General features: G+C 43.7%; 16 protein-coding genes. All 16 read right to left on the minus strand.

Going from position 1 to position 25,005, the window contains the following annotated elements; genetic code table 11:
- Positions 1 to 333: 333 nt before the first annotated feature.
- The 16 genes from C805_RS22345 to C805_RS22410 all read right to left on the minus strand — a co-directional run bounded on the left by C805_RS22345 (position 334) and on the right by C805_RS22410 (position 24,321).
- Positions 334 to 2,088 carry an AAA family ATPase gene (locus C805_RS22345; RefSeq protein ID WP_016216305.1) on the minus strand — a complete coding sequence of 585 codons (1,755 nt, stop codon included), beginning with the start codon at positions 2,086 to 2,088 and terminating at the stop codon, positions 334 to 336.
- A gap of 39 nt (positions 2,089 to 2,127) precedes the next feature.
- Positions 2,128 to 2,604 carry a flagellar export chaperone FlgN gene (gene flgN / locus C805_RS22350; protein WP_016216306.1) on the minus strand — a complete coding sequence of 159 codons (477 nt, stop codon included), beginning with the start codon at positions 2,602 to 2,604 and terminating at the stop codon, positions 2,128 to 2,130.
- Position 2,605: 1 nt separating this feature from the next.
- Positions 2,606 to 2,992, minus strand: a complete 387-nt coding sequence (gene fliS, locus C805_RS22355; RefSeq protein ID WP_016216307.1) for a flagellar export chaperone FliS — start codon at positions 2,990 to 2,992, stop codon at positions 2,606 to 2,608.
- A 15-nt stretch (positions 2,993 to 3,007) separates the two neighbouring features.
- Positions 3,008 to 4,942, minus strand: a complete 1,935-nt coding sequence (fliD, locus tag C805_RS22360) for a flagellar filament capping protein FliD (RefSeq protein WP_016216308.1) — start codon at positions 4,940 to 4,942, stop codon at positions 3,008 to 3,010.
- Between the two features lie 11 nt (positions 4,943 to 4,953).
- Positions 4,954 to 5,430 (minus strand): flagellar protein FlaG, encoded by a 477-nt coding sequence (locus C805_RS22365; protein ID WP_016216309.1) that lies wholly within the window; start codon positions 5,428 to 5,430, stop codon positions 4,954 to 4,956.
- 175 nt (positions 5,431 to 5,605) lie between these two features.
- On the minus strand, positions 5,606 to 6,175 hold the full coding sequence (locus C805_RS22370; protein WP_016216310.1) for an RNA polymerase sigma factor: 570 nt from the start codon (positions 6,173 to 6,175) through the stop codon (positions 5,606 to 5,608).
- A gap of 553 nt (positions 6,176 to 6,728) precedes the next feature.
- Positions 6,729 to 6,944: a carbon storage regulator CsrA gene (gene csrA, locus C805_RS22375; protein WP_016216311.1), complete on the minus strand. Its 216-nt coding sequence runs from the start codon at positions 6,942 to 6,944 to the stop codon at positions 6,729 to 6,731.
- Position 6,945: 1 nt separating this feature from the next.
- A complete protein-coding gene (gene fliW / locus C805_RS22380; RefSeq protein ID WP_016216312.1) occupies positions 6,946 to 7,410 on the minus strand; it encodes a flagellar assembly protein FliW in 465 nt (154 codons plus the stop codon).
- 12 nt (positions 7,411 to 7,422) lie between these two features.
- Complete coding sequence (gene flgL, locus C805_RS22385; RefSeq protein ID WP_016216313.1) at positions 7,423 to 8,952, minus strand: flagellar hook-associated protein FlgL; 1,530 nt, start codon at positions 8,950 to 8,952, stop codon at positions 7,423 to 7,425.
- A 15-nt stretch (positions 8,953 to 8,967) separates the two neighbouring features.
- On the minus strand, positions 8,968 to 10,818 hold the full coding sequence (flgK, locus tag C805_RS22390) for a flagellar hook-associated protein FlgK (protein WP_016216314.1): 1,851 nt from the start codon (positions 10,816 to 10,818) through the stop codon (positions 8,968 to 8,970).
- A 13-nt stretch (positions 10,819 to 10,831) separates the two neighbouring features.
- A complete protein-coding gene (flgK, locus tag C805_RS22395) occupies positions 10,832 to 12,532 on the minus strand; it encodes a flagellar hook-associated protein FlgK (RefSeq protein WP_016216315.1) in 1,701 nt (566 codons plus the stop codon).
- Positions 12,533 to 12,619: 87 nt separating this feature from the next.
- On the minus strand, positions 12,620 to 13,132 hold the full coding sequence (locus C805_RS22400) for a flagellar protein FlgN (RefSeq protein WP_016216316.1): 513 nt from the start codon (positions 13,130 to 13,132) through the stop codon (positions 12,620 to 12,622).
- A 15-nt stretch (positions 13,133 to 13,147) separates the two neighbouring features.
- On the minus strand, positions 13,148 to 13,423 hold the full coding sequence (gene flgM, locus C805_RS22405; RefSeq protein ID WP_016216317.1) for a flagellar biosynthesis anti-sigma factor FlgM: 276 nt from the start codon (positions 13,421 to 13,423) through the stop codon (positions 13,148 to 13,150).
- Between the two features lie 559 nt (positions 13,424 to 13,982).
- The gene (locus C805_RS25510) at positions 13,983 to 15,539 is read right to left on the minus strand and encodes a leucine-rich repeat domain-containing protein (RefSeq protein WP_016216318.1); all 1,557 of its coding nucleotides are present in this window, start codon (positions 15,537 to 15,539) and stop codon (positions 13,983 to 13,985) included.
- Between the two features lie 36 nt (positions 15,540 to 15,575).
- Positions 15,576 to 16,739, minus strand: coding sequence for a class B sortase (srtB, locus tag C805_RS25515; protein ID WP_016216319.1), 1,164 nt, complete (start codon positions 16,737 to 16,739; stop codon positions 15,576 to 15,578).
- Between the two features lie 25 nt (positions 16,740 to 16,764).
- On the minus strand, positions 16,765 to 24,321 hold the full coding sequence (locus C805_RS22410) for a fibronectin type III domain-containing protein (RefSeq protein ID WP_016216320.1): 7,557 nt from the start codon (positions 24,319 to 24,321) through the stop codon (positions 16,765 to 16,767).
- Between the last annotated feature and the right edge of the window lie 684 nt (positions 24,322 to 25,005).

Consider the following 25,005-nt stretch of genomic DNA (forward strand, 5'->3'; position numbering starts at 1 on the left):
GCCTGTGTGCTTGTGGTAACGCCTAACTGACGGTTCGCGTTCATTGCTGTAAGATTGTGCTGTACTACCATTGCCATAATGTTTTCCTCCTTGAATTTAACGCAGCTTCCATGCTGCATGTGATATTTTTATAATCATCTGCCTGTATATAATACAGATGACCATTCTGCCGAAGCAGTTTTTCGTTCTGTTCCCTGAGGCTTCTGAACAGCCTTCCGGAAACTTTATGCAACTCTTTCTTCAGTTGTAACAGTTGCACTTCTGACTTACATTATTTTTATCGGTTCTTTTTGAAAAGAGTTTATACTTTTTTACATTTAATTTTACTTTTTGTCATGTACTGCATTCCACTGCCACTTTACAGCTTTTCTTATAGCAGGCAATGCCAAATTTATAGATTGTTTTTATCTCTTCCTGTTTCAAAAGTGATTCATATCCCTTTTTTTCAATCTGTTCCATCGCCTGACTGCAGGCAGCGTCAAAGGTTCCGTTTTCAGCATATTTTATTTCTATAATACATCCGGTCTTCTCCGATGGAATGATAAGCATAATATCCATATGACCAACCCCGGATTCTGCATTTGACTTTACAATCCAGCTCTCTTCTGCCCTCATCAGCCCAAGCAGCATTCCATGGTAAAAATTTTCCTTCATTTCTTTTCTGACATAAGTATCACGAATACTGATGGATTCTTCCATAAAACTATTGAACAATACCTGAACCGTATTCCCATTCCCTTCTTTTACTGCTGTGCAGAACTTCTGCCACCGCTCCGTATTACTCACCATTTTCTTCTCAAACCAGGCCAGAATTTTTTCTTCATAGATTCCAAGAATTTCCCTGTTCGGAATAACCAGCTCGTGAATCCTGCCAGCTGATTCCCCTGCATCTGTAAGATAACCGGTTGCATAAAGTATACTCCACAGATACATCTGCTTTTTCTGCCTGTTCCCGTTGTCAAAATCTGAATATGTCAGTCCTGAAATCAGCGGTTTTTCTATGGATTCACCAGATATAAGCGCTTCCATTTCTGTTCTCGTGGCTTCGGTAGAATGTTCCAGAATATCTTTCACAATACTGTTACTGCTGCTGTTCTCCCAATGTGATTCCATCCAGGCACTTTCTGATTCACAAAATTTATCGCACTGATTAAGTACATCCCAGGGGCAGTAAACATGAACATTTCCGAATCGATATCCATCATACCACTCTCTGAATAATGCGATCTTCTCTCCCAAATCATAATAGTCCAGCAATTTGGTTACTTCCTGATCTGTAAAACCAAAATATTCTGCAAAACGGACATCCGAAACTGTCCGAACTTTGAAATTATTCAGTCCTGTAAAAATACTTTCTCTGGCAATCTGAAGGCAGCCTGTTATCACTGCAAACTCAAGATTCTCATTTGTTTTAAGGGCCTGGCTGAATATGGAACGAATCAAATCTACCATTTGCAGATAGTATCCATTATGATATGCTTTGTCCAGCGGCACATCATACTCATCAATCAGTACAATAGCAGATACCCCATAATGTTTTCGCAACAGTCTTGTTAACAGTTTCAGGCTATGATGGAGATCAGAGGATTTCTCCAACCGATTTTTTATCAAGTGTTCCAGCTTTTCCTGATCATGGGGCATTAATCGGTCGCTTTTCATAAGAAAATCCAATCTTGCAGCTTCTTCGCTGACAACCGTACACAGCGCATCATATGCAGCCTGAAAGTTTTCCCCTCCAACGTCTTTCAGACTGACAGAGATAACAGGATATTTTCCCATATATTGTTCACACAGTTCTTTTTCTTCTGCAATTTCAAGCCCTTCAAACAATGAAGGATCCGTGTCAATCTCAAAAAATGTTTTCAGCATATCCAGGTTTAAACTTTTCCCAAAGCGCCGGGGACGCGTAAAAAGGTTTACACTGCCTCTGGTTCTCAGCAGTTCACTGATAAAACCTGTTTTATCCACGTAATAGAATCCTTTCGTTCTGATATTTCGAAAAAATTCTTCTCCTATCGGGAGTTTTTTCCTTTCTTTCACAATTTTCACCTCTTTTCGGATATCAGTTTTTCCATCTGTACATAACACAATCCCCTCCGGACATCCGTCCGGAGGGGTATCTGCTTTTTATTTCTTTTTGTCCATAAACTGAGCGTCTACATAATTCAGCTTTGCCATATTGGTATAATACTGCTTCGCTACCGTAGAAGAATTCCTCATACTTTTTACTTTTTTCCGTTCCTGAGAAAAGCGACGCTCCACCAGTCTCCGGTTACGGACTTCTTCACTCTGAATCGTCACGGATTTCTCCGTAATTTCCGTGATAAGCTGCTTCATAAGCAGAATATCTTCTTTATGGGCCTGTTTTTCTGTTTCCAGAACAGCTTTCACACGACTGTACAGTTCTTCGAACCCTTCATCCAGAAAATTAATGTGATCAATCAGGTTCCCTTTTTCCTCCACGTTCTGCTCAAAGGCATCTCCGTCAAACTCTTCCTGTTCCAGAATCTGCTGCTGTTCTTTATTCTTCTCAATAATTTCATCCAGAACCTGCACCTTTTTCTGAAGGCTCTGAATCATAACGCTTACATAATCATTTCCCATATTATTCCGCCTTTGCAGCTTTATTCTGCCCCATCACTTCTTTCCAGGTGTCGCGCATGGTACGAAGATGGGACAGCACTTCTTCCAGAATCTCTTTGTCTTTCTTCAGATTTGCCTCGACCAGACGGTCCATGATGTAATTGTAAACATTTTCAAAATCTCTGGCAACTTCATATTTATGATCCAGTGTTGACAAAAATTCTGAAATAATATTTTCAACTTTCGTAATATTATTATGTGCTTTTTCCACATTTTTTTCTTCAATTGCAACTATCGCAATATTACAGAATTTGATTGCCCCTTCATAGAGCATCAATGTCAGCTCCGCAGGGGAAGCTGTCATAATTTTGTTCCTTGCATAGGCATCATATCCTCTGTTCGCTATCACGTTATGTCCTCCTTATCAGCCTCCGAACAATGAAGAAAGTGAATTTGTCTGAGACTGCAGTTTTCCAAGTGCAGTTTCCATGGCAGCAAATTTCTTATAATAGGCTTCTTCCATGGCCTGTAATTTTTCTTCCCATTTCTTAATAGTCTTGGTGTATTCGTCATACTCGGCCTGCATCTGTTTGTCATTGTAAACCTTATAGATACTGCTGGAACTGGTAGCCTGCATTTTCTCATGAAGGCCGTCATAAACAGTATTTGCAAGCTGTGTAAAGAAACTTGCCACTCCGTCGGGATCTTCGGCAATCATTTTGCGCAGTTTGTCATCATTACCGGAAGAAACAGCATCATCTTCATCATGGTCAATATGATATGCATAAGACTCATTTTCTGCCGCATTAAAATATCCTGCTGTTTTAATTCCGAAAGAAGCAAGACTGTATTTTTTGCCGTCTACCTCAAAAACTTTTGCCATGTTCATGGACATATTGCTCATTACGGAGCGCAGTGTCTCATCCCGTCTTAAAATGGAGTCTTTGATCTTGGTCTCCCACTTTTCTATTTCCTTCTCGGACATGGCTTCTTTCTCATCATCCGTCAGAGGTTCATATCCCTTGGCAGCAGGAGCATTATAAGCAGATTCCATGGAATTCATCAGTTCATTGTATTCCTTAAAGAAACTCTTAATCATATCATAGACACCATCCACGTCTGTGGATGTGGTAATAGTCATTGCTCCATTGCTGACGCCTGTAGCTGTAATATTCAGACCATTGATGGAAAAATCATTGGATTCTCCCTCAAACAGCGCGCCATTCAGAATAATCTGAGCATTCGTAGCATCCTGCTTGGTGGCAAGATTCATACCTGAAGTTTCAACCGCACCGGCGTCCTGATAGTCTTTCTTTGTAGCCAGTCCAAGGCTGTCTGCAACTTTAAAACTGTCATCCGGCTTGCCGTCCGGGCCTTTACCTGCAACCAGTTCCACGGCATCCGTTCCGTTTTTGGAACTCAGGTTAAATCCGCCTTTTGCAGAATCGTATTCCAGCTTCATGCCGGCGGCATCAAAATCATTGATGAGGCTGTTCCATGTACTGTTCTCATCAACGGTTATTGTCTTTTCAACACCTCCCACGTTAAACTTCATGGTTCCGGTGGGAATTTTATAACTGAGTGCCAGAAGATTGTTCAGGTCATTGGACGGAGAGGTACTGTCCAGATCCAAACCATTAAATTTACTGCTTCCTGAAATCATGCCATTGGATGAGAACGCATAATCTCCTCCGGCTGCTTCAAAATTCTCTTCTGTTGCCAGTCCAAGGCTGTTCAGCATATTAAATGCTGCCGTATCCCCTTCGTTTACTACAAAACTGAAATCATTTCCTACTCCGGTAGTTTTTGAACTTAAAATAAATCTCTGCTGGGTTACGTCGAAATTTGCAGAAATACCTTTTTCGCCTAATGCTTTTGTCAAATCAGCCACGGTATCTGTTGCATTCACAAATATGGTTTTTCTTTCACCACCCACATCAAAAGTCAGATTCCCGCTTTTCACGCCCAGAGCAGAGAGACTTGTATCGTTTGTAATCTGTCCGCCATAAGCCTGCTTAATTTTTCCTCCGGTCAGATACCCGGCAGTTGCCAGCCTCTTTACTTCCAGAGTCTGCGTTCCGTTGACAACGCCGGCCCCTGCTGTTACCTTTGCCTTAGTCTCGTCAGATACGGTAGTTGTCTTCTTATTAAAGTTACCTACCCGGCGCATATTTGACAGAGTCTTGCTGTAAAAATTGTAAATCTTGGTATTCATGTCTTTCCAGGATTCCTGCTTCCAGGAAAGTTTGGTCTGAGCCTTTGTGTATTTATCCTGTTTGGTACGATACGCTGATACCAGTTCCTGTACGATGGAATCTGTATCAAGTCCTGAGTTTAATCCAGAAAGTCTGATTGGCATTTTTCTTCCTCCTATCCTCGTTCATCTATCATAATTCCCGCTAATTCCCATACCTTTGCAATCATATCCAGCGTTTCTTCCGGCGGAAATTCCCGGATAATCTCCTTCGTTCCTTTGTCTACCACCTTAATGGTAACCCGATTTGTGGCATCATGTATTCCGAAAATAAGCTCTGAGTTCTTCGCCTTCCGGTTTACTTCTTCCACTGCACGCTTCATGCTGTTTTTTTTCTGCGACATCTCCTGCGCTTCTATGGGATTTTGCTTTTCTTCTCCAGAAGCTCCTGTTTTCTCTGAAACTCCGTTCTTTTCCGATACCCTGATCTTCTCCGGATTCACAGGTTCCGGCAAAGTCATTTTCTTCTCTGCCTGCGATGCTTCAGGGCTTCCTGATGTTTCCCGTCTGGTAACTGCTTCCTGCTTAACAGGCACCTCCGGCCCACTTCCCTGATAAGGCGCGGATGATGTACTTACCTTTCGAACTTCCATACTATCACCTCCGTGTGAAACATGACCGTTATAGTTTTATCTCTTATTATATATCGGTCGTCTGCCGGAAAAATTAAGAACTATCACTTAATTTTCAGTTTACGTCCCTCTGCTCCCGGTCTGAAGATGCGTTATCTGTTATTACAGAAACTGCGGAATATGATTTTCCGGATTTTCAGGATCCGCTCTTTTTTTCGTTCCACATGTGATTTTCTTCCACCAGAACTTTCAGCTTTTCTTTTGCACGTTTGGAAATGTGCCTGACATTGTCCTCTGTTTTTCCCAGAACATCTGCAATTTCCTTTGTACTCAGATCATAATAGTATTGTAAAATCAGCACCTCCTGATAGGAAACTTTCAGCCTTTTCACCAGACTCAGCAAAAGGTTGTGCTCTTCCGCCTCTTCCAGTATCAGGGCCACGTCTTTGTCAAAAATATCCTCCTGCGTCCATGATTCATCCAGTCCCACTTCTCCCCGCTGCTTTCTCTGCCTGTACAGATTAATGGCTCTGTGCTGCAGAGTGATTTTGATATAATACCACACTTTGTAGGGTTCCGAATTAATAATCCGGTCCACATACTGTATCAGCGACACAAATGTCTCGTGTACCATATCCTCCGCATCGGAAGAATTGTGCAGAATACCATTTGCAATACGGAACATGTCGTTTTGGTACTTCTCATAAATTTCCGTAAAAAATTCCCGTTCTTCATCTGTTTCCAACAGAAGCAGATATTGAAACATATTTCCCCCTCCAGTAATTTCTTTTCTCTTTTGTAAGTTTGTAAATGGTGCAAAATCTCTGTTGCCGTCTTATATATAAACTTTACACATTGTTTTCACCCTTTTCAATCCCCACACCGGAAAATTTGAAGAATTAATTCCTGTATTCCGAGAATTTCCATGTTTTTTCAGTAAAATATAAAAATCCGGCGTCTTTCATGAGAGACCTGGACGGTTTGCTGCGCCATTTGGGGTGCGATAAGATTTTTTTCTTCTACAGGAAAATACTTTTGTGCTTTAAAGTGACAGGGCCTTTGCTGCATAAAAAAGAATGCGCTATACGCATTCTCCGCGCGCGAGCGGATTGCGCAGCAATAAACATCACCCCCGCGAGCTGCGCATCATTGTTTTGTTCTTCTACAGGAAATCCAGAGGAATTTCCTGTAGAAGAACAAAAAAGCCCCCAGGAATCCGGCGCTTAATCCATAATTCCTGTGGGCTTATTATTTTGTAATCAATCCATTGGTTCTTCTGGCACAAAAATGAAAAAACCATCTTTTTCCGTTATCTGCTTTTATAAAATACCTTTCAGGGCTGCCAGGCTGTCTGCTGAAGAAGCGGCCTCATTTTCTTTCTGTATCTGAAGATATACTTCTTTGCGATACACAGGAACTTCTTTCGGTGCATTGATTCCAACTTTCACCTGATCCCCCCGCAGTTCCAGGATACTGATTTCAATATCATTATTTAAAATGATGGATTCTCCTTTTTTTCTGGTTAATGCCAGCATCCTATTCACCCGCCTTTTCTTTTTTAGCCTTCAAAATCTCGTATATTGGGAATTTTACCGGAAAATCATCTTCTACAATTACCTGATGAGCCTTCCGTTCATCTGTATTAATTACAATAGGTGCTTTCAGATTCACACTCAGCAGTGTGATATCTTCTTTGGCTGTCACAGTTACCAGTACATAAGTATTTTCTGCTGTAAGGTTCCCAAGATGCTCCAGCACTTCATCCTCCACCTGAGGATTATAATCCTCCTTTATCAGCAGAGGATCCATAACCGGAAGGGCAAATGCCGGTTCATCCAGAGACTGAAGCCAGGAAATTCCTTTGCGGGCCCCGTCCTCTCCTTCATCGTAAATCAGTGTGAATTTCTGGCAGTCCGGAAAACCGATAATGCCTTTTTCAAAAAAGATTATTTTCTCATCTTCTATATCTATCTCTCCGAATAATCTTGTCTCAATCTGCATAGCTTCCTCCTGTTACAGATAATTCAGCAGTGTCTGGCCGTTTGCTTTGGCAGACGCCTGCAGGGACGCCTGATATGCGTTATAGGCCGCTGTATATTCGATGATGATGTCTGAAAGTTCCATATCTTCATTTCTGGATTTCAGCTGTTCAAAAGTCGTCTGCTGGTTAGCCATCCTGTTTTCCGTAAGATTCAGACGTCCTTCCCGGCTGCCCATATCTGTTCTGGCAAGTTTCACCTGATCCAGATACCCCTGAAATTTCGTTATTCCTCTTGCATAAAGTTTCTGCATATTCTCGTCTGCATAAACCGCTTCTTTTTCCGCTGCTTCCAGCCACTGACCCAATGCCTCCTGAGAAGCAGGGTCGGAATACTGCTGCTGGGTCATCATTTCTTTAATCTTATCTACTTTATCATGCGCCGCAATTGCCGCCTGAACCGCATTGGTCAGATCGTCCACATCCCGTCCGATGGAAGCGTCAAGGACATCACTGGCCTGTGTATTGATGGTCAGCTCCTGACCGAATGCAATTGTAAATTTAATTTCCTGATTTTCTTTTACATAAGTAATCTCATTTTTGGGATCTGTGGTGTTCTTACAGTCGAAATAATGCTCCGGTCTTACCTCGCCTTCCTTAAATCCCTGTTTGGTATAGGTGACGCTCAGCTGGGCTTTTTCACTGCCCAGGAAATCTGCCACTCCTTTTCCCATTACCAGTTCTCCGGTTTCCTTGAAATAAATTACCTCGCCATACCCCACAGGATATCCATCTTTCACCCACTGATCATAGGTCATATCTGTGGTCACTGTGATGGGTCTTCCGTCATCATCGTAACCAACTCCATCCAGCTCCTGTACATTTCCATCCGCATCAATATATTTGATATCCCCTGCCTCAATATCTCCCAGTCCCTCATAAGACAGACGGATTCTATTAATCACATGTTCCTCCGGCATATCACCGAGGGCTACGCCTGTCAGAACTTCTGCAGAAGAATTGGGCACTTTCACCTCATTGCTGTAGAAACGCTTTTCCTCAATATCTTCAAAAGATACAGGCTCTGTAATCTCATAGGAAGTATCTTTTTCCTCTTTCAGGAAAGTGAGCTTGCTGTTGGTCTTATAGCCGGTAAATACACTTCTTCCGGCGCAGTCTGTGTTGCCTTCCGCATACACCTGATAACGGAGAGACTGCATATCTTTCAGAATGGCTGCGCGGTCTTCCTGGGTTTTCACATCTGTGGAACCGTCCACACATTTCTCATAAACATTCCGAAGAATTTCTTCCATATTATCAAGGGCTCCTTCGGTTACCTCGAACCAGGATTTGGCATCCGGTATATTTCTCTCATAATACTGATTCAGCTCACTCAGATTACTGCGCAGACGCAGGGCCCGAACTGCAATAATAGGATCGTCAGAAGGCCGGATAATCTTTTTCTGAGTGGTCATCTGAGTATTCAGTGTATCCACGTTTACTTTATTACTGTTAATGTTAGTCATGCTGTTTCTGCTGATCATGCTGTTAGTTACACGCATCATAATTATCAAACCTCCTTACACACCGGTTTCCAGAATCAGACGGTCATACATCTCTGACATGGTCTGAATCATCCTGGAGGCCAGATTATAGGAATTCTGGAATTTTAACATATCCAGAGCCTCCTCATCTTCATCCACACCGGAAATAGACATACGTTTCTGCAGAATTGTCTCACCAATATTTTCATAATTTTTCAGTAAAGTTTTCGCTTTCTCGGTATCTACGGTATTGTCGCTGATCAGGCAGGCCAGAAACTGATCTGCTCCCACGCCGCGGAAAACCTTGACATCTTTTTTCAGTTTCAGCATCTCCACCACAATATCCTGAGTCGCCACGTCATCCGGCATGTCGGGTTTATTCATGGTTACCAGGAAATTGGGGTCATGCTCCAGGTCGTAGGCCACTTTAATATTTGCGGCAGTCAGCATATAATAATAATTTCCCGTAGAGGTCATGCTGTCTGTTTTATCAAGATCAAAATCAGCAAAATTATACTCTGAACCATCCGCAGGGTTCTCTGCCACAAAGAAGGAAATACCGTCATTCCCCTTCAGGTCAACCCCTGATTTGTGCAGTTCGTTAAACTGTTTTGCAAATTCCCTCAGAAAACTGTTGCACTGAGCCTGATAATAAGGTACACCCATGGCGTCAATATCTCCGCCAATTACTGCTGTCCGTTCCAGTAAATCCTGTTCCGTCTCTGCGCTCATGGTGTCTATTTTCAGGTCAAACACATAGGTCTGGGTTTCCGAATCATAGGAAAATCCCGTATAAGCGAAATCCCTGTTATTAATTGTAATGATTCCCTCGGAATCCATGGTCATCTGATTAACACTGGTGATACTGGGATTTTTGATGGTAACCTGATAATGTCTGTCATCGCCGGTGCCAACCATATTCAGAGACTGTACCCTTCCCTGAAATGCTTCATTATTATTGCCGTCCCGGACATCAAACAGACCTTTCAGCCTTCCGGTACAGGTTCTTCCTGAAGCGTTAAAGGGCACATTATTCCTGGTCCAGTAAATGTCGTACAGCCCTTCTGCATCTGAGGCATTGACCTTATAATCCCTGGCCCTGCATTCCAGCGTATTGTATTCAAAGTTCTCCACCAGCGTCTGTCCGTTGATTTTCACAATGTAGTTGGTTCCTCCGGTATACATATCCGGATAATTGCTGTTGCTTACTTTGGACTCTGTCACTTCCACCGGTACCAGCTCGGAAAGCTGATCTATCAGAACCGCGCGCTGGTCGCGCAGATCATTGGCATTGGTACCCTGCTGCTCTATAATATTAATCTGACGGTTCAGCATGGAAATTTTCTGGCCGATGGCATTAATCTGCGCCACCTGTGTGGCAATTTCCTGATTGACATCTTCCTGAATGCGAATCAGTCCCACATTCATGCTGGTAAAGAAATTAGTAAAATTCTGGCACTTGCTTATAAATGCTTTTCTGGCATCCAGACTTTCTGCGTTGTTTTTCACATCATCCAATGCGTCAAACATTTCATCCAGAATAGAACCAAAACCCTTGACAGCATCCTCATCTTCCAGAAAATTCTCTATCTGCTGTGCTCCATATAACTGAGCGTCAAACATCCCGATTTTGGCATTGTTTTCCCAGTATTTTACGTCATAATAAAAATCACGTTTCTGTATAATTTCCGTAGTGCAGACTCCGCTGCCCGCCATACCGTAGCGCTGATGGGTACGAAGGGCCTCTGCAGCCACACGCACAGCTTCCTGTCTGGTATAACCTTTCGTGTGCACATTGGAAATGTTGTTGGCAACCGTGTTGGTGGCCACATGAAATGTATTTAAAGCGGAACCCGCTATGGTCAGTCCAAAAAATGTTGATGGCATATTTTTCCTCCTGTTACAGTCTGGTCACAAGGTGTTCCAGCATTTCAGAAATCACGTTGATAAACCGGCTGGCTGCATTGTAAGCACTCTGATATTTAATCATATTCTGAAGTTCTTCATCAGAAGATACGCCAAATACCTGCTGTCTGCTGTTCTCAATAGAAGCCACCTCAGCCTCCAGGTCTTCGGCCATTGACTTGTAAACATTGCCGTTTGTGCCGATATCCACAATCATTTTCTTGTAATATTCTTTGAAATTACAGGGATTGGTATCATTGGGATTACTGATATATTTCTTGGCTTCCCAGATATCCACAAGCTGCTGAGCCATATCCCAGGCAGGAGTCCCATCCGGATTCAGATGGGGCATTCCGGACTCTGTCTCCAGCAAATCCGGATTCACGTCAACGTTCTGAATAGTATACATTTTAAAGGTATCGGGTGAATCTTCTTCATTATACACATAGTAAATGTTGGGCGGAACCTGATTATCTGCAACTTCTCTGTAACGGTCACAGCCCCGTCTTACAAACAGTTCTCTGCCGGGCTTCTGTCCGTCTGCCCCCAGGCATCCTTTATCTTCATCCCAGACACGGACATTATTGTACGGCGTACCGTCTGCCCCTGTAAATGATATGGTTTTGGTGGGACTGAGCACATCATTGACAGCTGTAATCACTTCATGAATAAACTGGTCAAATTCGGCTTCCGCCGAAAGCATAACAGACATACCGGCTCCGTCATTGTATTCGTCTGCAGACAGCCCGGCAATATCACGGTAGGTAGCAAATCTGTCTCCTCTGCTGAGTACAAGGGCTTTCAGTTCTCCGATATCTGAATTCAATTCCGGAGCAATATCCACATCAAAGTCAAACACATCCGCGTATTTTCCTCTGCTCAGGTCTGACAACCGGGGCCAGTAGGGCGTTACAAAACCTGTCACATCATCCTGCCGAATACCAATTTCAAATACATGGACTTCATCCAGAAATTCCACATTTTCCAGCCGGACTCTGACTGCTCCGTTGGCATCTTCCCGAAATTCCACTTTGGCCAGGGAGGAAAGTTCATCCAGCGCATTATCACGCTCATCCCGCAGGGTCATGGCTGTCTCCACACCGCCGGATTCGATTCTCATAATCTCTTTATTCAGATTCTGAATGGTATGACCCAGTTCGTTGATACGGTCAACACCTTCCCGGATCTTAATATTAATCCGCTTCTGGTATTCCTTCATATTCTGATAAACACCCTGCGCTCTTTCAATAAACAGGGTTGCGTTTTTAACCACCAGGTTCTGGTTTACTTCCGTATTGGGACCTTTGCTCAGCTCTGCAAAAGATTTCCAGAATTCTTCCAGCTGAGTCTGAAACTGCTCTCCTTCCAGTTCCTGGAAAATATTTTCCACGTCCTGTACAGCCAGGTAATTTGTCTCATAAAAAGACTGACGACCATTCTCCGTGCGGTAATATCTGTCCAGGAAATAATCTCTGGTATGTATCACATCGGCAATCGCCAGTCCAAGTCCCGCCTGCTGTTTACTGATGGCGGCACTCTGAAAGGTTACATAATCTCTGTCTGCAAATAATACCTGCTGCCTCACATATCCTTTGGTATCTGCATTTGCAAGGTTATTGGCTGTAGTATTCAGCGCATTCTGACTGTTCTGCAGCCCGGATGCACCGATATACAAACTTCCCATTCCATTTGCCATATCTGCTTTCTCCTTCTATTTCCGCTTCCCTGCTGATTCTGCCTTCCCTGTTGTAATTCTGTTATACATATTCACCGTCCGACGCTCTCACTGCTTCGCGTCAAACCCGCTGCTTCCCAGCAGGTCTCCGGTGTTATTGGCACGTTTGTCATAATTGGCAGTAGTGGGGGCCTGACGCATACTCTTAAACAGCGTCAGATCAAATTCAGTCATCTCAATGGCATGTTTCAGCAACACTTCGTTCTGTGCATTGATATCTGCCATTTTCTCCAGTGTGGTACGCAGCTTCTCCTTCAGTTCCTTTAACTGCTGCTGCTCTTTCGGCTGTTTATTTAAAAAGGCTATCATATTAGTAATAGTCAGTTCTTCCGGCTTCTTACTAAGTACGATAGACATATCATTGACAACTTCTTCTCTTTTATTTTCCAGATTCTTAAGAACACTGGTCACTTCCTGTTCCCGGCTGGTAATTTCTTCAAGAGCGGGGATATTCCCGTCAATAATAATCTGCCGTTTCTCCTGAGACAGTTCAGTCAGACGCTCATATTCCCCGTTCTCTTTCTCCAATATACTGATAAAATCTTCCATTAAACTGGCCACGTGAAAACCTCATTTCTAAAAATATGCTTCATATTTTTCCAGTAATTTAGCAGCAAAATCTCCTGTTTCCACCTTGTAGTTTCCGGATGCAATACTGCTCTTCAACGCGGCAACCTTATCTTCTCTGATATCAGATGCTTCTGCCACTGCCTGTTTGGCAACCTGATAATCCCTGCCTGCCTGTGAAATCTCCACTTCATCTCTTCTGGAGACGGCTCCGCTGCCTTTAATTCTGGAAGCTCTCCCCGTATTAAAAACCTGGCCTATCTGATTATATGCTTCTATACGCATAAAGGCATCTCCTCCCTTTCTGTCTCTCTTTCTATACTGTTAGTATATCCAGCTGTCTGAATTGTTATCTAATTTATTTATCGGTTGTTTGGATAGAAACTTTAGGAAATATTGGGCAACAATAAAAAGGAATTGCCTTAACTGCAATTTCCCTTATGCTTTGAAAGAATTTTTCCGCTTTCTCTGATATATAAAAAAGAATGCGTCATGCGCATTCTTCGCCTGCGGCGGGTCGCTTTAGCGACATATTTCTTTTCCGCCGCAGTGCGATAATTATTTTATCTTATAGGAAATCCAACGGAATTTCCTATAAGATAACAAAGCGGACAGGTCCGCATCAGCTCCCTGAATCCCTCATTCATGAGGGACCTGGACGGTTTGCTGCGCCGAGTGCAGTCGCTTTAGCGACTAATACCTGTTGCACGAGTGCGCATATTACTTTTCTCTTATAGGAAGACACTTTCATGCTTTAGCGTGACAAGGTCTTTCCTATAAGAGAACAAAGTGCTGCACATCTGCAATTAATCGCAGATGTGCAGCACCTATAAAATAAATATCCTTATTCCACATCAACTTTCTTTTTCTTCTTACTGATTACCAGATATCCACCGGCAAAGAATACACCCAGGCAGAGCACATATCTTGCGTCAAAAGCAATTCCTGTCTTAGGAGTTCCGCTGCCCACCTGTGCAGTTCCCATATTTCTGGAAACAGAAGTTCTGGTTCCGGCATTTGTTCCGCCGCCGGTTCCTGTCTGCGTGGTTCCGCCGCTGTTTCCACCGGTATTATTGTTATTGTTATTATTGTTATTGCTATCGTTGTTATCCGGTTTTGGTTCGGGTTCCGGTTCCGGCTCAGGATCCGGTTTTGGTTCAGGGTCCGGTTCCGGATCTTCCCCAAGATTTCCTATACTTTCAAAAATATATCCATTCTCATCTGCAAAACGCTCTGCCTGAGAACCTGTATATCCGCGGATTACATCCGGCGTCCAGGAGGACTGAGAGCCAATGGATGTAACGCTGGGAGGAATGGTAACTGCTTTGATTCCACTTCCGGTAAAAGCATCTACCTCGATTGTGGTTACGGAACCGGGTATCTCCAGATTATACACATAAGGACAATTACTGAATGCAGAAGATGCTATGGAAGTCATACTGTCAGGCAAAGTCAGCTGAGATTTTCCAATGGGGCAGAACAAAAGCTGAGACATGCCTGCATCATAGACTGCACCGTCTGAAGAAGCATAGCTTCCGTTTCCGCCTTCTATATTTACTTCTGCCAGATTACTGCAGCCGTCAAAGGCGCTGAAATCTATAGATGAAACAGAAGCAGGTATACTGATACTTCCAATACCGCTGCAGTTTCCAAAAGCCTGTGAACCGATACTGCCCACAGAGCCGGGAATTGTAATACTGGACAAACTGCTGCAACCATATAAAGTGAGTTCCGGAATAGAAGATATTCCTGCTGAAAGGCTGACAGAGGATAATCCGCTGCAGCCTGCCAGAACACCGCTTCCCATGGAACTTACGGATGATGGGAATGTAATCTCGGAAAGGCCGACACAATTATTAAATGCGCTGCTTCCAATCTCTGTTACAGTCCCCGGAATGCTGATACTGCCAAGGCTTCCGCAGCCATTAAATGCCTGGGCTCCGATAGAAGTTACACCCTCCGGAATATTGACAACGCCAAGGCTTCCGCAGCCGTCAAAGGTTTCTGCGCCAATGGCAGAAAGTCCTGCGGGAAGTTCCACATAGCCTAAAGCGGAACATCCGTAAAAAGCTCCGCCTCCAAGGCTTGCCGGCCCGCTGATTACTGCGCTGGTCAGTCCGGTACATCCGGAAAAAGCATAACTTCCCACACTGGTAACATTACCCGGAATGGTAACACTTGAAATAGATGTATTGCCGGCAAAGGCATAATCTGCAATTCCTGTCACAGAGGCCGGTATGGTAATATCCCCGCCTGGTCCGCTGTAACCGGTAATTACCGAGCCTTCCATAATATATGCACTCAGGTCTTCCTGCGCCATGGCTGGTATCACCGGACACAGCACAAAGGTTAAGGCCAGTATCAATATTCCATTGAAACATCTGCCAATTATTTTTTTCATTCTCTTGTCCTCCTTGAATTATTGGTGTATGTGCTGTTAAGGCGAGCACTTCTTCGCCACCAAAAATAACCTTCCATCCTCCGTATAGTTGTTACAAGTCGAAAGAGTTAATAATCTATCTCCATACGAGGCATTAATGTCCCCGCTCATTATATTCATCTCTTTTATGTAATCCAGGTAATGATTAAAGTTTTCTTCATTTCCGGCGTTGATAAAGTCATAATACCGGATTCCTTCTTCACCTTCCTGGGATACTTTTGACAGACATACGGCTATGATTTCATACTGTGCTTTCTCATAAATGGTATTAAAGGTCACCATCTTATGTTCCAGGCTGTAGCTTTCATCCAGGTAATTTTTCAATCCCCCAAACATCATTCCGCTCTTCATGTTGTGTCCGTATATAATCAGATTATCGTCCTGCTGTTCATAATCATTTCTGGAATCCAGAAATATGGAGCCGTTGATATCCTCCTGCCCGTCATAATTATGAGTAAGATAGAAATCACTGCTCTCCGGTACTGCCTGCATAACCGGATAATCAATCTCGGTTCCCGGTATGGTAAGCCATCCGGCAAAATCTGAATTCTGTTCATGGAGTCCCTGGTATTCCGGCAAAATCGGTGGCCCCTGGGGTTTCTCCACAGTCTCCTGCTCCAGCTCTGCTCCGTAAATAGTATTTTCCACCGTACCTGTCTGAGCTGTTACAGGCTCCTCTTCTGTATCATCTCCGTTCATGGCTTCTATAAACCTGGCGGAAAGCCAGTCAGAGGCTACGGAAATCTCCTGTTCATCTTTTATTTTCTCAAGTTCCCGGATTTTCTGCTGGTCATGATATTCACTTCCCAGGAAAATCAGGAAACACACCACCGCACCGACCATGCAGATGGCTCCTGCAATCTGGCCGGGCGACAGCTGTTTCAGTTTACCCGTGATCTGGCCGGTGAAGGTGGTCCTGGAAATAGCCTTGTAGTCTTCTGCCACCATATCGGAAAGGTACAGGAGATAATCATCTCCTATCACACTTTTGAATATAATTTTACCTTCCCGAATCAGTGAATAAAGCCTCTGGGCCACTCCAGGCTCATTGATATCCATTTTTTTGGAGATATATCTGATTTTCTCAATATCATCCAGAGCTTCCTGATATTTCTCATAGGAATCGAACTGGAATTTTCCAATGCAATATACTCTGCTCATGGTATCAATCTCCTTCCTTCCCTGCTTATTTTTTCGCTGTTACTGATTTCACAGCGGAGTAACTGCTGTAATAATTCTTCTTATCAATCTTCTTGCATACACGGATCTTATAGTAATATTTCTTGCCTCCGGTTGCCTTTTTATCTGTATAAGAGGTCTTCTTGGTAGTTCCGATTTTCTTGTAGCCACTCTTCGACCTGGTACTTCGGTAGACCTCATACTGGGTTGCACCCTTGACCTTCTTCCACTTAACAGTCACCTGCTTTGCTTTCGAGGAAGCAATGCTGCTGATTTTGGTGGAATTCGGTGCAGTAGCTGTTTTAATACTTGTAAATGGACCATAATAATACTGTCCGTCCTTATTGACATACGCACGTACCCGGAAAGTTGCGGCTGTTCCTGCCTTCAGCTTGGATATGGTGCCTTTTGTGGTGCCGGGTTTGGTAATTCTCACATCCCGTCTGTTTTTGGAATTGTAAATTTCATATCCGCTTACCACGCTGTTTTTCGTCCAGGACAGGGTAATGCTCTTATTAGTGTATTTGGATGTTTTCACACCCGTAATCTCCGGTACCGTAATATTATAGTTTACGGTCTGTGTTCCGGTAAAGTTACCTTCTCCCTTGATGATAATGCTTGCCATTCCGGGAGTTGCACTGTTTACATATACCAGATTGTAATCTCTGCCGTTTTCCAGAGTTGTGGCTCCTGTGGTAACAGTTACCGGCGGATTTTTCTCCTGCCCGTCATAAACCTGTTCTGCTACGGGACTTACCGTGGCTCTTCCCAGCTGCTGAGGTGTAATCCGGAACGTTACGGTTCTGCTTCCGCTGTATTTGTTAATTCCCATAATGGTAATGGTTGCAGTTCCCGCATTGACATTCTGCTCGTAAATCACCTGATAATCCACACCGTTTACCAGCAGAACCCCTCCATCTTCCACACGAACCGGCGGTGCAATGGCTGCTCCCGTATAAGTGTAGGCTGCAGCAACACCGCGGATTGCGGTACTGTCTGAAAGCTCTCTTGCGATATCAAAGGTTACTGTTTTTGTTCCGGAAAGCCATTCACCAATTCCTGTCAGGATAATGCTGGCTGTTCCGCGGTCCACGTTGTTCCGGTACTCTACGGTGTAGTGAACACCCTTTACCAGCGCCATTCCGCCCATACTTACCATGGGCTCCGGTGTCACGGCGCTTCCGGTATACTGCTGAGTGGGTATAGGCGCTACTGTGGCCATATTCATGTTACCCAGAATCCGGAAGTCTCTGACTATGGTTCCGGAATAATTGTTAATACCTGTAATGGTAGCTGTGGCAACTCCTATGGAAGTATTGTTGACACAGGTTACCTGATAATCTCTTCCAACCACCAGAGGAACCTCTTCACCGGGCGCTGCTGCTCCTTCTGCTGCCGGCAGCTGGAATCTGAGATCTACCGCCGGTATAATAGCTGTACCGGTAAACTGATAATCCTTAACAGGTCCCATGGTCATGCTGGCGTCAATCACACCTTCTGCCCCGATACTCCTGGGATTGATGGCATAAGATGCTGTAACACGTTTGCCCAGGAAAATATCTTTTCCCGTAACCGTTACGGTTGCAACTCCTGCATTCTGGCAGTTATCGTAGGCAACATCATAATCCAGGCCCTCAGTCAGTTCCACAGACATATCGGAATCCTTTACCAGGAGATTTACCTTTACCTTCGGCCGAACAGGCTTCGTATTATATTCCTGAGCCTCAATGGGTTCTATCTGGAATGTTCCGTCCGGCGGAAGAATTCGGAATGTAGCTGTTCGTGTTCCGGTGTAGTTGCCTGTTCCTGTCACAGTTACCGTTCCCTGTTCTCCAATACCTATCTGGTTACTCTGGTCAGAAAGGGTAAAGTCCGTATCCCGCACCAGTGTGGCCCGCTCTGCCGGAGCGCCGTTATCCGTTACAGCCACTCTGGCTTCCACCGGTTCTCCATTTTTATAAAGGGCAGAGCCGGTAGCTGTAATATCTTCGCTGTTAATATTTTTCGGACTGATGGTAAATTTAATTCTTGCCACACCACCGTATCCGCCTTTTCCGGTGAGAACAATTTCAGGTGCATTCTCAGCACTGGCATCAGCCGCCTCCGTATTATTCTCATAGGCAATATCGTAGTCAGTGCCTGCTACCAGCGTTACTTTCTTACCGGCATCCATATAGGATACCTGAACTTCCGGTGTCTGAGGTCTTCCGTTATACACCGGTTTCTCCGCAATCACGCAGTCAGCTTCATCAATGGGTTTACGGATAATCATAAAGTAAAATCTGTTTTCACCGCTGTAATTAGGCCCTTTTCCTCTGATAAGCACATAGGCCTTTTTGTCCTCCGTAGACAATTCCTTGTTGTCGTAATAGCCTACAACTTCATATTCTGTAGATTTCAGTTCCCGTCTTGAATCATAGGGATTGAAATCCGGTCCCGGATTCTCCAGGTCTTTTATATTGTTGTTAAATACCTTAACGGTGGGCCGCTGAGCCTGACCGTTATACACATAACCGTTCTCATACCCTTCACCGGTCTTACTTCCCACAAACTGCACGGTAATTCCGCTTCTGATATCAGAGAAATCCTTGGGTATGATTTTATACTCTCGTTTCACGATTCCTGTGTAGTAACCGATTCCCTTAATTACCAGCTTCGCTGTTTCATTTTCGCCGCTGACATTCACGTTATTGGTACTGTATTCCTTCTCTCCATACTGGGCACAGTTCTGCTGCGTAAGAATTACAAAATCTTTATCCTGTTCCAGAATATAAGATTCCTCACTGTCACCGGACAGAGGTCCGGAAATATCTTCAAACTTCAGTTCCGGAATCACTTCTACTCCGCCGCCATAATAAACATTGGGACGATCGTTCTTTCCGTAGCCTACCAGTTCCATATAGCGTACACCATTCAGAGGATTGTCATTATCTACTTCCGCAATGGTAGCCATAATCTTGAAATGCTGGTCATATCTTCCGGTATAATTGCTGTACAGGTTATCCGGAGCTTCAATCCAGATTTTTGCATCTCCGATTTTTACATTATCTTCATAGGTTACCGTATAATCGGTTCCCTCTGTCAGCTTCGCAGATACATTTCCTTTCTTCCATGTAATATCCAGTCCATTTTTATTCGGATATGGCACCGATTCCCCGCTGTCCGGGAACGTAATCGGTTTTCTGGTATATTCACATTCCCATTCTCCGTCCTTATTTGTGCTGTAAAGATCCGTTCTCTTATTCACCACTTCAACTGTAACGCCCTCGGCATCACGGTCCAGCCTTCTGGGCGTAATGGTAAATTCCTTCTTGAATTCTCCAAAATAATTTCCTGTATACTTACCGTCGTCTGCACCCTTTCTTGCTGAAATGGTGGCTGTGGGATTCAGTCTTATGGTCTGAGCCGCATCTTCAAAGGTCCATACATTCAGATTATGTTCGGCTGTAATTCCATAATCATATGGTACCGTCCCGGAATCTTCTCTTATAAGAGCCACTCCATCACAGGTTATCTCAAGATCCGGCACAATAGGAGCACCCGTATATTCATACTCCAGATCACCTTCCACAACCAGTCCAGAGTCTTCTTCTTCGCTGAGCACCCGCTGGAAAATTTCAAAGGTATCGCTGTTGCTTCCATAAGCAAATCCGTCGGCAGTTGCAGTTATGGTAGCTGTAGGCGCATTGGTACTATCATGCTCCGGCGCCGCATTTTCATTCTCCGGATCATCCTCCGGTCCTTTGGTAGCCCGGTCATTGTGAGTATAACTTACCGTATAATCCTGACCTTCTGTATTCAGAGAAATCTCTTTTTCCCTTCCGTCTACCATTTTAACCACATACTTAACGGTAACTTCCGGTTCATTCGCCGGTCTTGCCGCATCATTAGAAGGCTTAAACGTACAGTCTGCCGCCTCCACTGTGGTATTCTCACTGCTCAGGTCTGCAAGAATCTTAAATTCTTCTGTAAATTCACCTGTGAAGTTGCTGCCTTCCACACCTCTGATGGTATAGGATGCAGTACCCGGCTCCGTATTGTTCTCATAGGTGACAGTGTAATCTATGCCATAACGCAAAGCATATTTTAACGGAGTTCCATCATCACCTGGTACGGTATTACCTTCTATATCCACAGGAGTATACATTACCTGAAGATTTTTCCAGACAATTCCGTCAGTGGGTGTATCTGTGGGCTGGCCGTTTTCATCCAGTTCCATATTGGTGGCCAGAGCATCGCCGGGCAATGGCGGTGACAAGGCTGTATCGGAAGAAGCATCCGGATATTTCACATGATCAAGCACTACTGCCGCCGACGTACCTTCAAGTTCAATTTTCCCATTTTCCACACCGTCTGTTTTAAGATTGTACTGTGTAATTTCATAGGGCAGTTCGATGTAGTCTTTGTAATTGGTTCTTCCGTTTATTCTGAGACCATAATGGGAGCCTACCGGAAAGTTACTTCCATCTCTTATATCCTCTATTTTCGTTCCAACGGCAGTCCCGTTGGCATAGGCATAGTATTCCAGTTCGTATTCTGTGTCTTTTTCTACCGGTTTGCCGCTATGGGTAATCTTAGGATCCGGTGTAATAGGAAGACCGGAATAGGTGTATTTCGGCTCTACATCCTTAATCTCATAATTATGATCCTTTTCCAGAACATCCCTGTCTTTGTCCAGACTCAGAGGATCTACAATAAAGGACGCGGTTGATGAATTTACATATAATCCCTGACCAGTGATGGTCGCCGTTTCATTCCGACTGACAGGACTTATGTGATCCGGATCCGCATTACCGCTCCTTGGATTGGTCACTTCGTAGTCCGTTCCCCGTATAAGCGTCTTCGTTTCCTTTTCCGTGCGGAATGTGACTGTTACATTTTTGGGCACAATAGTGTCCTTCGTATATTCTTCCGGCTCAATCTCAATCTTAGTTCTTCCGCCGGTTACATTAAAATCATTCAGATTGCCCTTAATTGCATAATACAGTTCCCGTTTTCCTGTATAGTTGTTGGTTTCCGTCCCTTCAATCACAAGGACTGCTTTCCCTATATCCGTATTGTCCCTGTAGCTTACCTTATAATCTTTGGAATCTATTGTCCGGCCATTATGAGTAATCCGGAAACCGTTCAGAACACTTCCCTCTTCCGGAACGGGCCTGCCAGTGTAGAGATAATAGTTCTCAAGATATTTATCTCCTACGCTTCCGGCCACAAGATCTTTCTCAAGACCTGTCTCATCTATTGCTGTAACCCCCAATGTGGCCAGTGTTCCAAGATTACAGGCATTGATATTAAACTCATATTCCAGTGTTCCGGTAAAATTATCCTGTCCTGTTACAATAATTTTCGCTTTTCTCTCAGAAGTTGTAACATTTATGTGGTTACTGTGCTCCTTCATATAATCCACACCCAGGGTCATTGGTTTTCTGACCGTTCCGTTCTGGTAAGTAAGGCTGAACTCCGGTATAATTTCTTCTCCGGTATATTCCTGGTTTGCATCGTAAACCGCAGCCAGTTCATTGGCCCGTAAAGGACGTGGCACAATTTTATATCTTCTTGTAAAATTACCGCCTGTATAGTTCCCCGTACCTGTAATAGTCATGGTAATCTCATTATCAGATACCTGGGAATGGGTCTCTCCTCCACCGGAGTTGCGATATGTTACGGTATAATCCGTTCCCATATTCAGCTGTCTGGTATTTACCGTAACCGTCAGCCTTGGTTCAATCGGCTGCCCACCGTTATATTCTATCTCTTCTCCATCGGTCACTCCTGTAATCGTTGTATTGGAAATATCCAGTATCATGGGGTCAATAGTAAATTTCTGGTTGACAGTACCTGTAAAATTATGATTTCCGGTAATTGGTATCTCTGCATTCTGACTGGCATTAATATTATTAACATATCTGCCTATGGTATAATCAACGCCTCCTCCGGTCATGGGCACTTCCACACCATTCCCATTTGTATAAGTAAGGGTCGGCGTGGGCGTTACCGGCTGGCCTGTGAAAGTTCCGTTTGGGACAGTAATATTAACATTAGCAGAATCCATGGGCATTGGTGTAATCTTAATGGGTACATCCACTGCCTTACCCCGCAGTTTTCCGGTAGATGTAGGGGTTACCGTAAGATAATAGGTATTTGCATCTGTACCGGATGTTTTCGCCTTAACAGTATAATCATCGACAGGGGTATAAGGCTCTGTTTCGCTTCCAACCCTGAGACGTCTTGTATAATCAGCGACTATATCGCTCACCCGGTTTGTGGAACCGTCAAATACATACTCCCTTTTTGTGTTTTCCACACCACCGTCCAGGATATGTATCATGGAATCGGATAATTCCGGGATTTCAAGAGTGATGGGCACATCCTGCGCCGTCCCCGTATAATAATTTCCTATTCCCTTAACATTACACCTCCACTGCAGTTTTCCATTCACTACCGGTTCAGACTGCCAGCCATTCTGAACCGTAACTTCAAATTTATCCTGAGCAGGTATTTCCTTTACTGCATCACTGGCATTATTATCAATAAATTCCGATTTCTCATAATCCACCTCCAGGCCACTTCCGGAACCCAGCTTCGCAGTCAGATTCCTGTATGTTATGGGAAATCTGTTGTTACCTATATTTCTATAAACTGTAAACTCTCCTGTATTGCTGCTTACCAGTCCCGCATAATCCCCGCTTTTTACTTTGGCCTGTACATTCATAACGCCCACATATCCGCTGTTTCGATCCGGATTATAGATAAATTCCAAGTTATCCCAGGGAATAGAATCACTATTATATTTCACATCTACATCATGCTCAGTAAGTTCCAGCTTATTGCCAGTATAAAGTGCTCTGAACGTACCACCACTCGTTTCCAGTATACCTGTATTGGAGCCGGCATACCCATTCTTTAATTGAATCGTCAGATTTGCAGCATCGATTCTTTCAATATTAAAAGTAGTATTTCTCTTCCCCGTATAGTTACCCTGCCCGACAATCTCTACTTCACCGATTGCAGCCGATTCTGTATCTGCGACCGTATCCTTTATCCAGTTAAGGGTAAAATCTGAGGTAAGGTTTAATGATTTTCCAGTCTCTGAATCCGATATACTTATTTCCGGATGGACTATCTGCCCGGCTACTGCTTTTTTATCCGGAATATTCGCTACCGTAACAGAAGAAACCCCAATATCTTTCCTACTGATTACAAAACTCCCGGTTGTAGTTCCTCTATATCCTGCCTCCGTATTTCCGGTTACCGTTACCGTATAAGTCTTCGCGTCTATCATACTGTTTTCACTCTGACTGTAAGACAGGGTATAACCATCAGGATCTGTCACCTGCTGTCGGTTCCCCCTCTCATCCGCTGCCCACACCTCAAAATCCTCCGGTGCCAGTTTCTGGGGCCTGCCATTATATACTTTAGTTCCTGTATCTTTTATAACTATTTCGCTAATATCCAACACCTCATCCGCCGCACGCGCCGTAAAGCCGGACCAGTCCACCATCCCGGCTATCATGCAGATGCTTAACAACACTGCCATTATCCTCTTCCCAACATCCCTATGCATAGTCCATTCCTCCTTGCTTCATCCCACACGCATACCATTTTTCGGTCTGTCTATATTTATATTATTAATTTTTTTCGGCATTATTGCCTGTATTCATAATAGTTTTACTGCAATTTTCTTATATGTATTTCTGTTATCCCGTATTCTCATCTGCGTTATGGGAACTTCCTGTACATTTCCCGCAAATTTTCCTGTACATTATCTCCTCCGCTAAAACGTATGTTCTGTCTGAACTGTCAGTATAAGGAGAATTACATCCGGAACAGCTTTCTCTTTTGTAAAAGTTGGTAAAACCGTATCTTACCTGCTCCGGATACAATACTCCGTTTATGAATTATAACACATTTCTCCGAAGAAAGCTATTTTTTTACGGTATTCTTTCAGGAAATTTTTTATATGACTGGTAATTTCTGCAGATTTTGCAGATTCACGGTATTTTTTTCCTGACAGCAGGAAAAGTTCCGCCCGTCTTCTGACAGGACACAGGAATCCCCCGGAGCGTTTTTGAGGGGAGGCTCCGGGGGATTCTGCAATAATTTATACTCCCTGCTTATAATAACAACTGAACGAGATAAAATATGACACTTTCTTACAATCTTTTTTTCAAAATCTATATTTATTAAGCTGTTAATACTCAATAAAGGATATTTCATTATAAAACCTTACTGCCGCTGTTTTGCTGCT

Origin of the sequence: Eubacterium sp. 14-2, from assembly GCF_000403845.2 — a bacterium.
Taxonomy (GTDB): Bacteria; Bacillota; Clostridia; order Lachnospirales; family Lachnospiraceae; genus Petralouisia.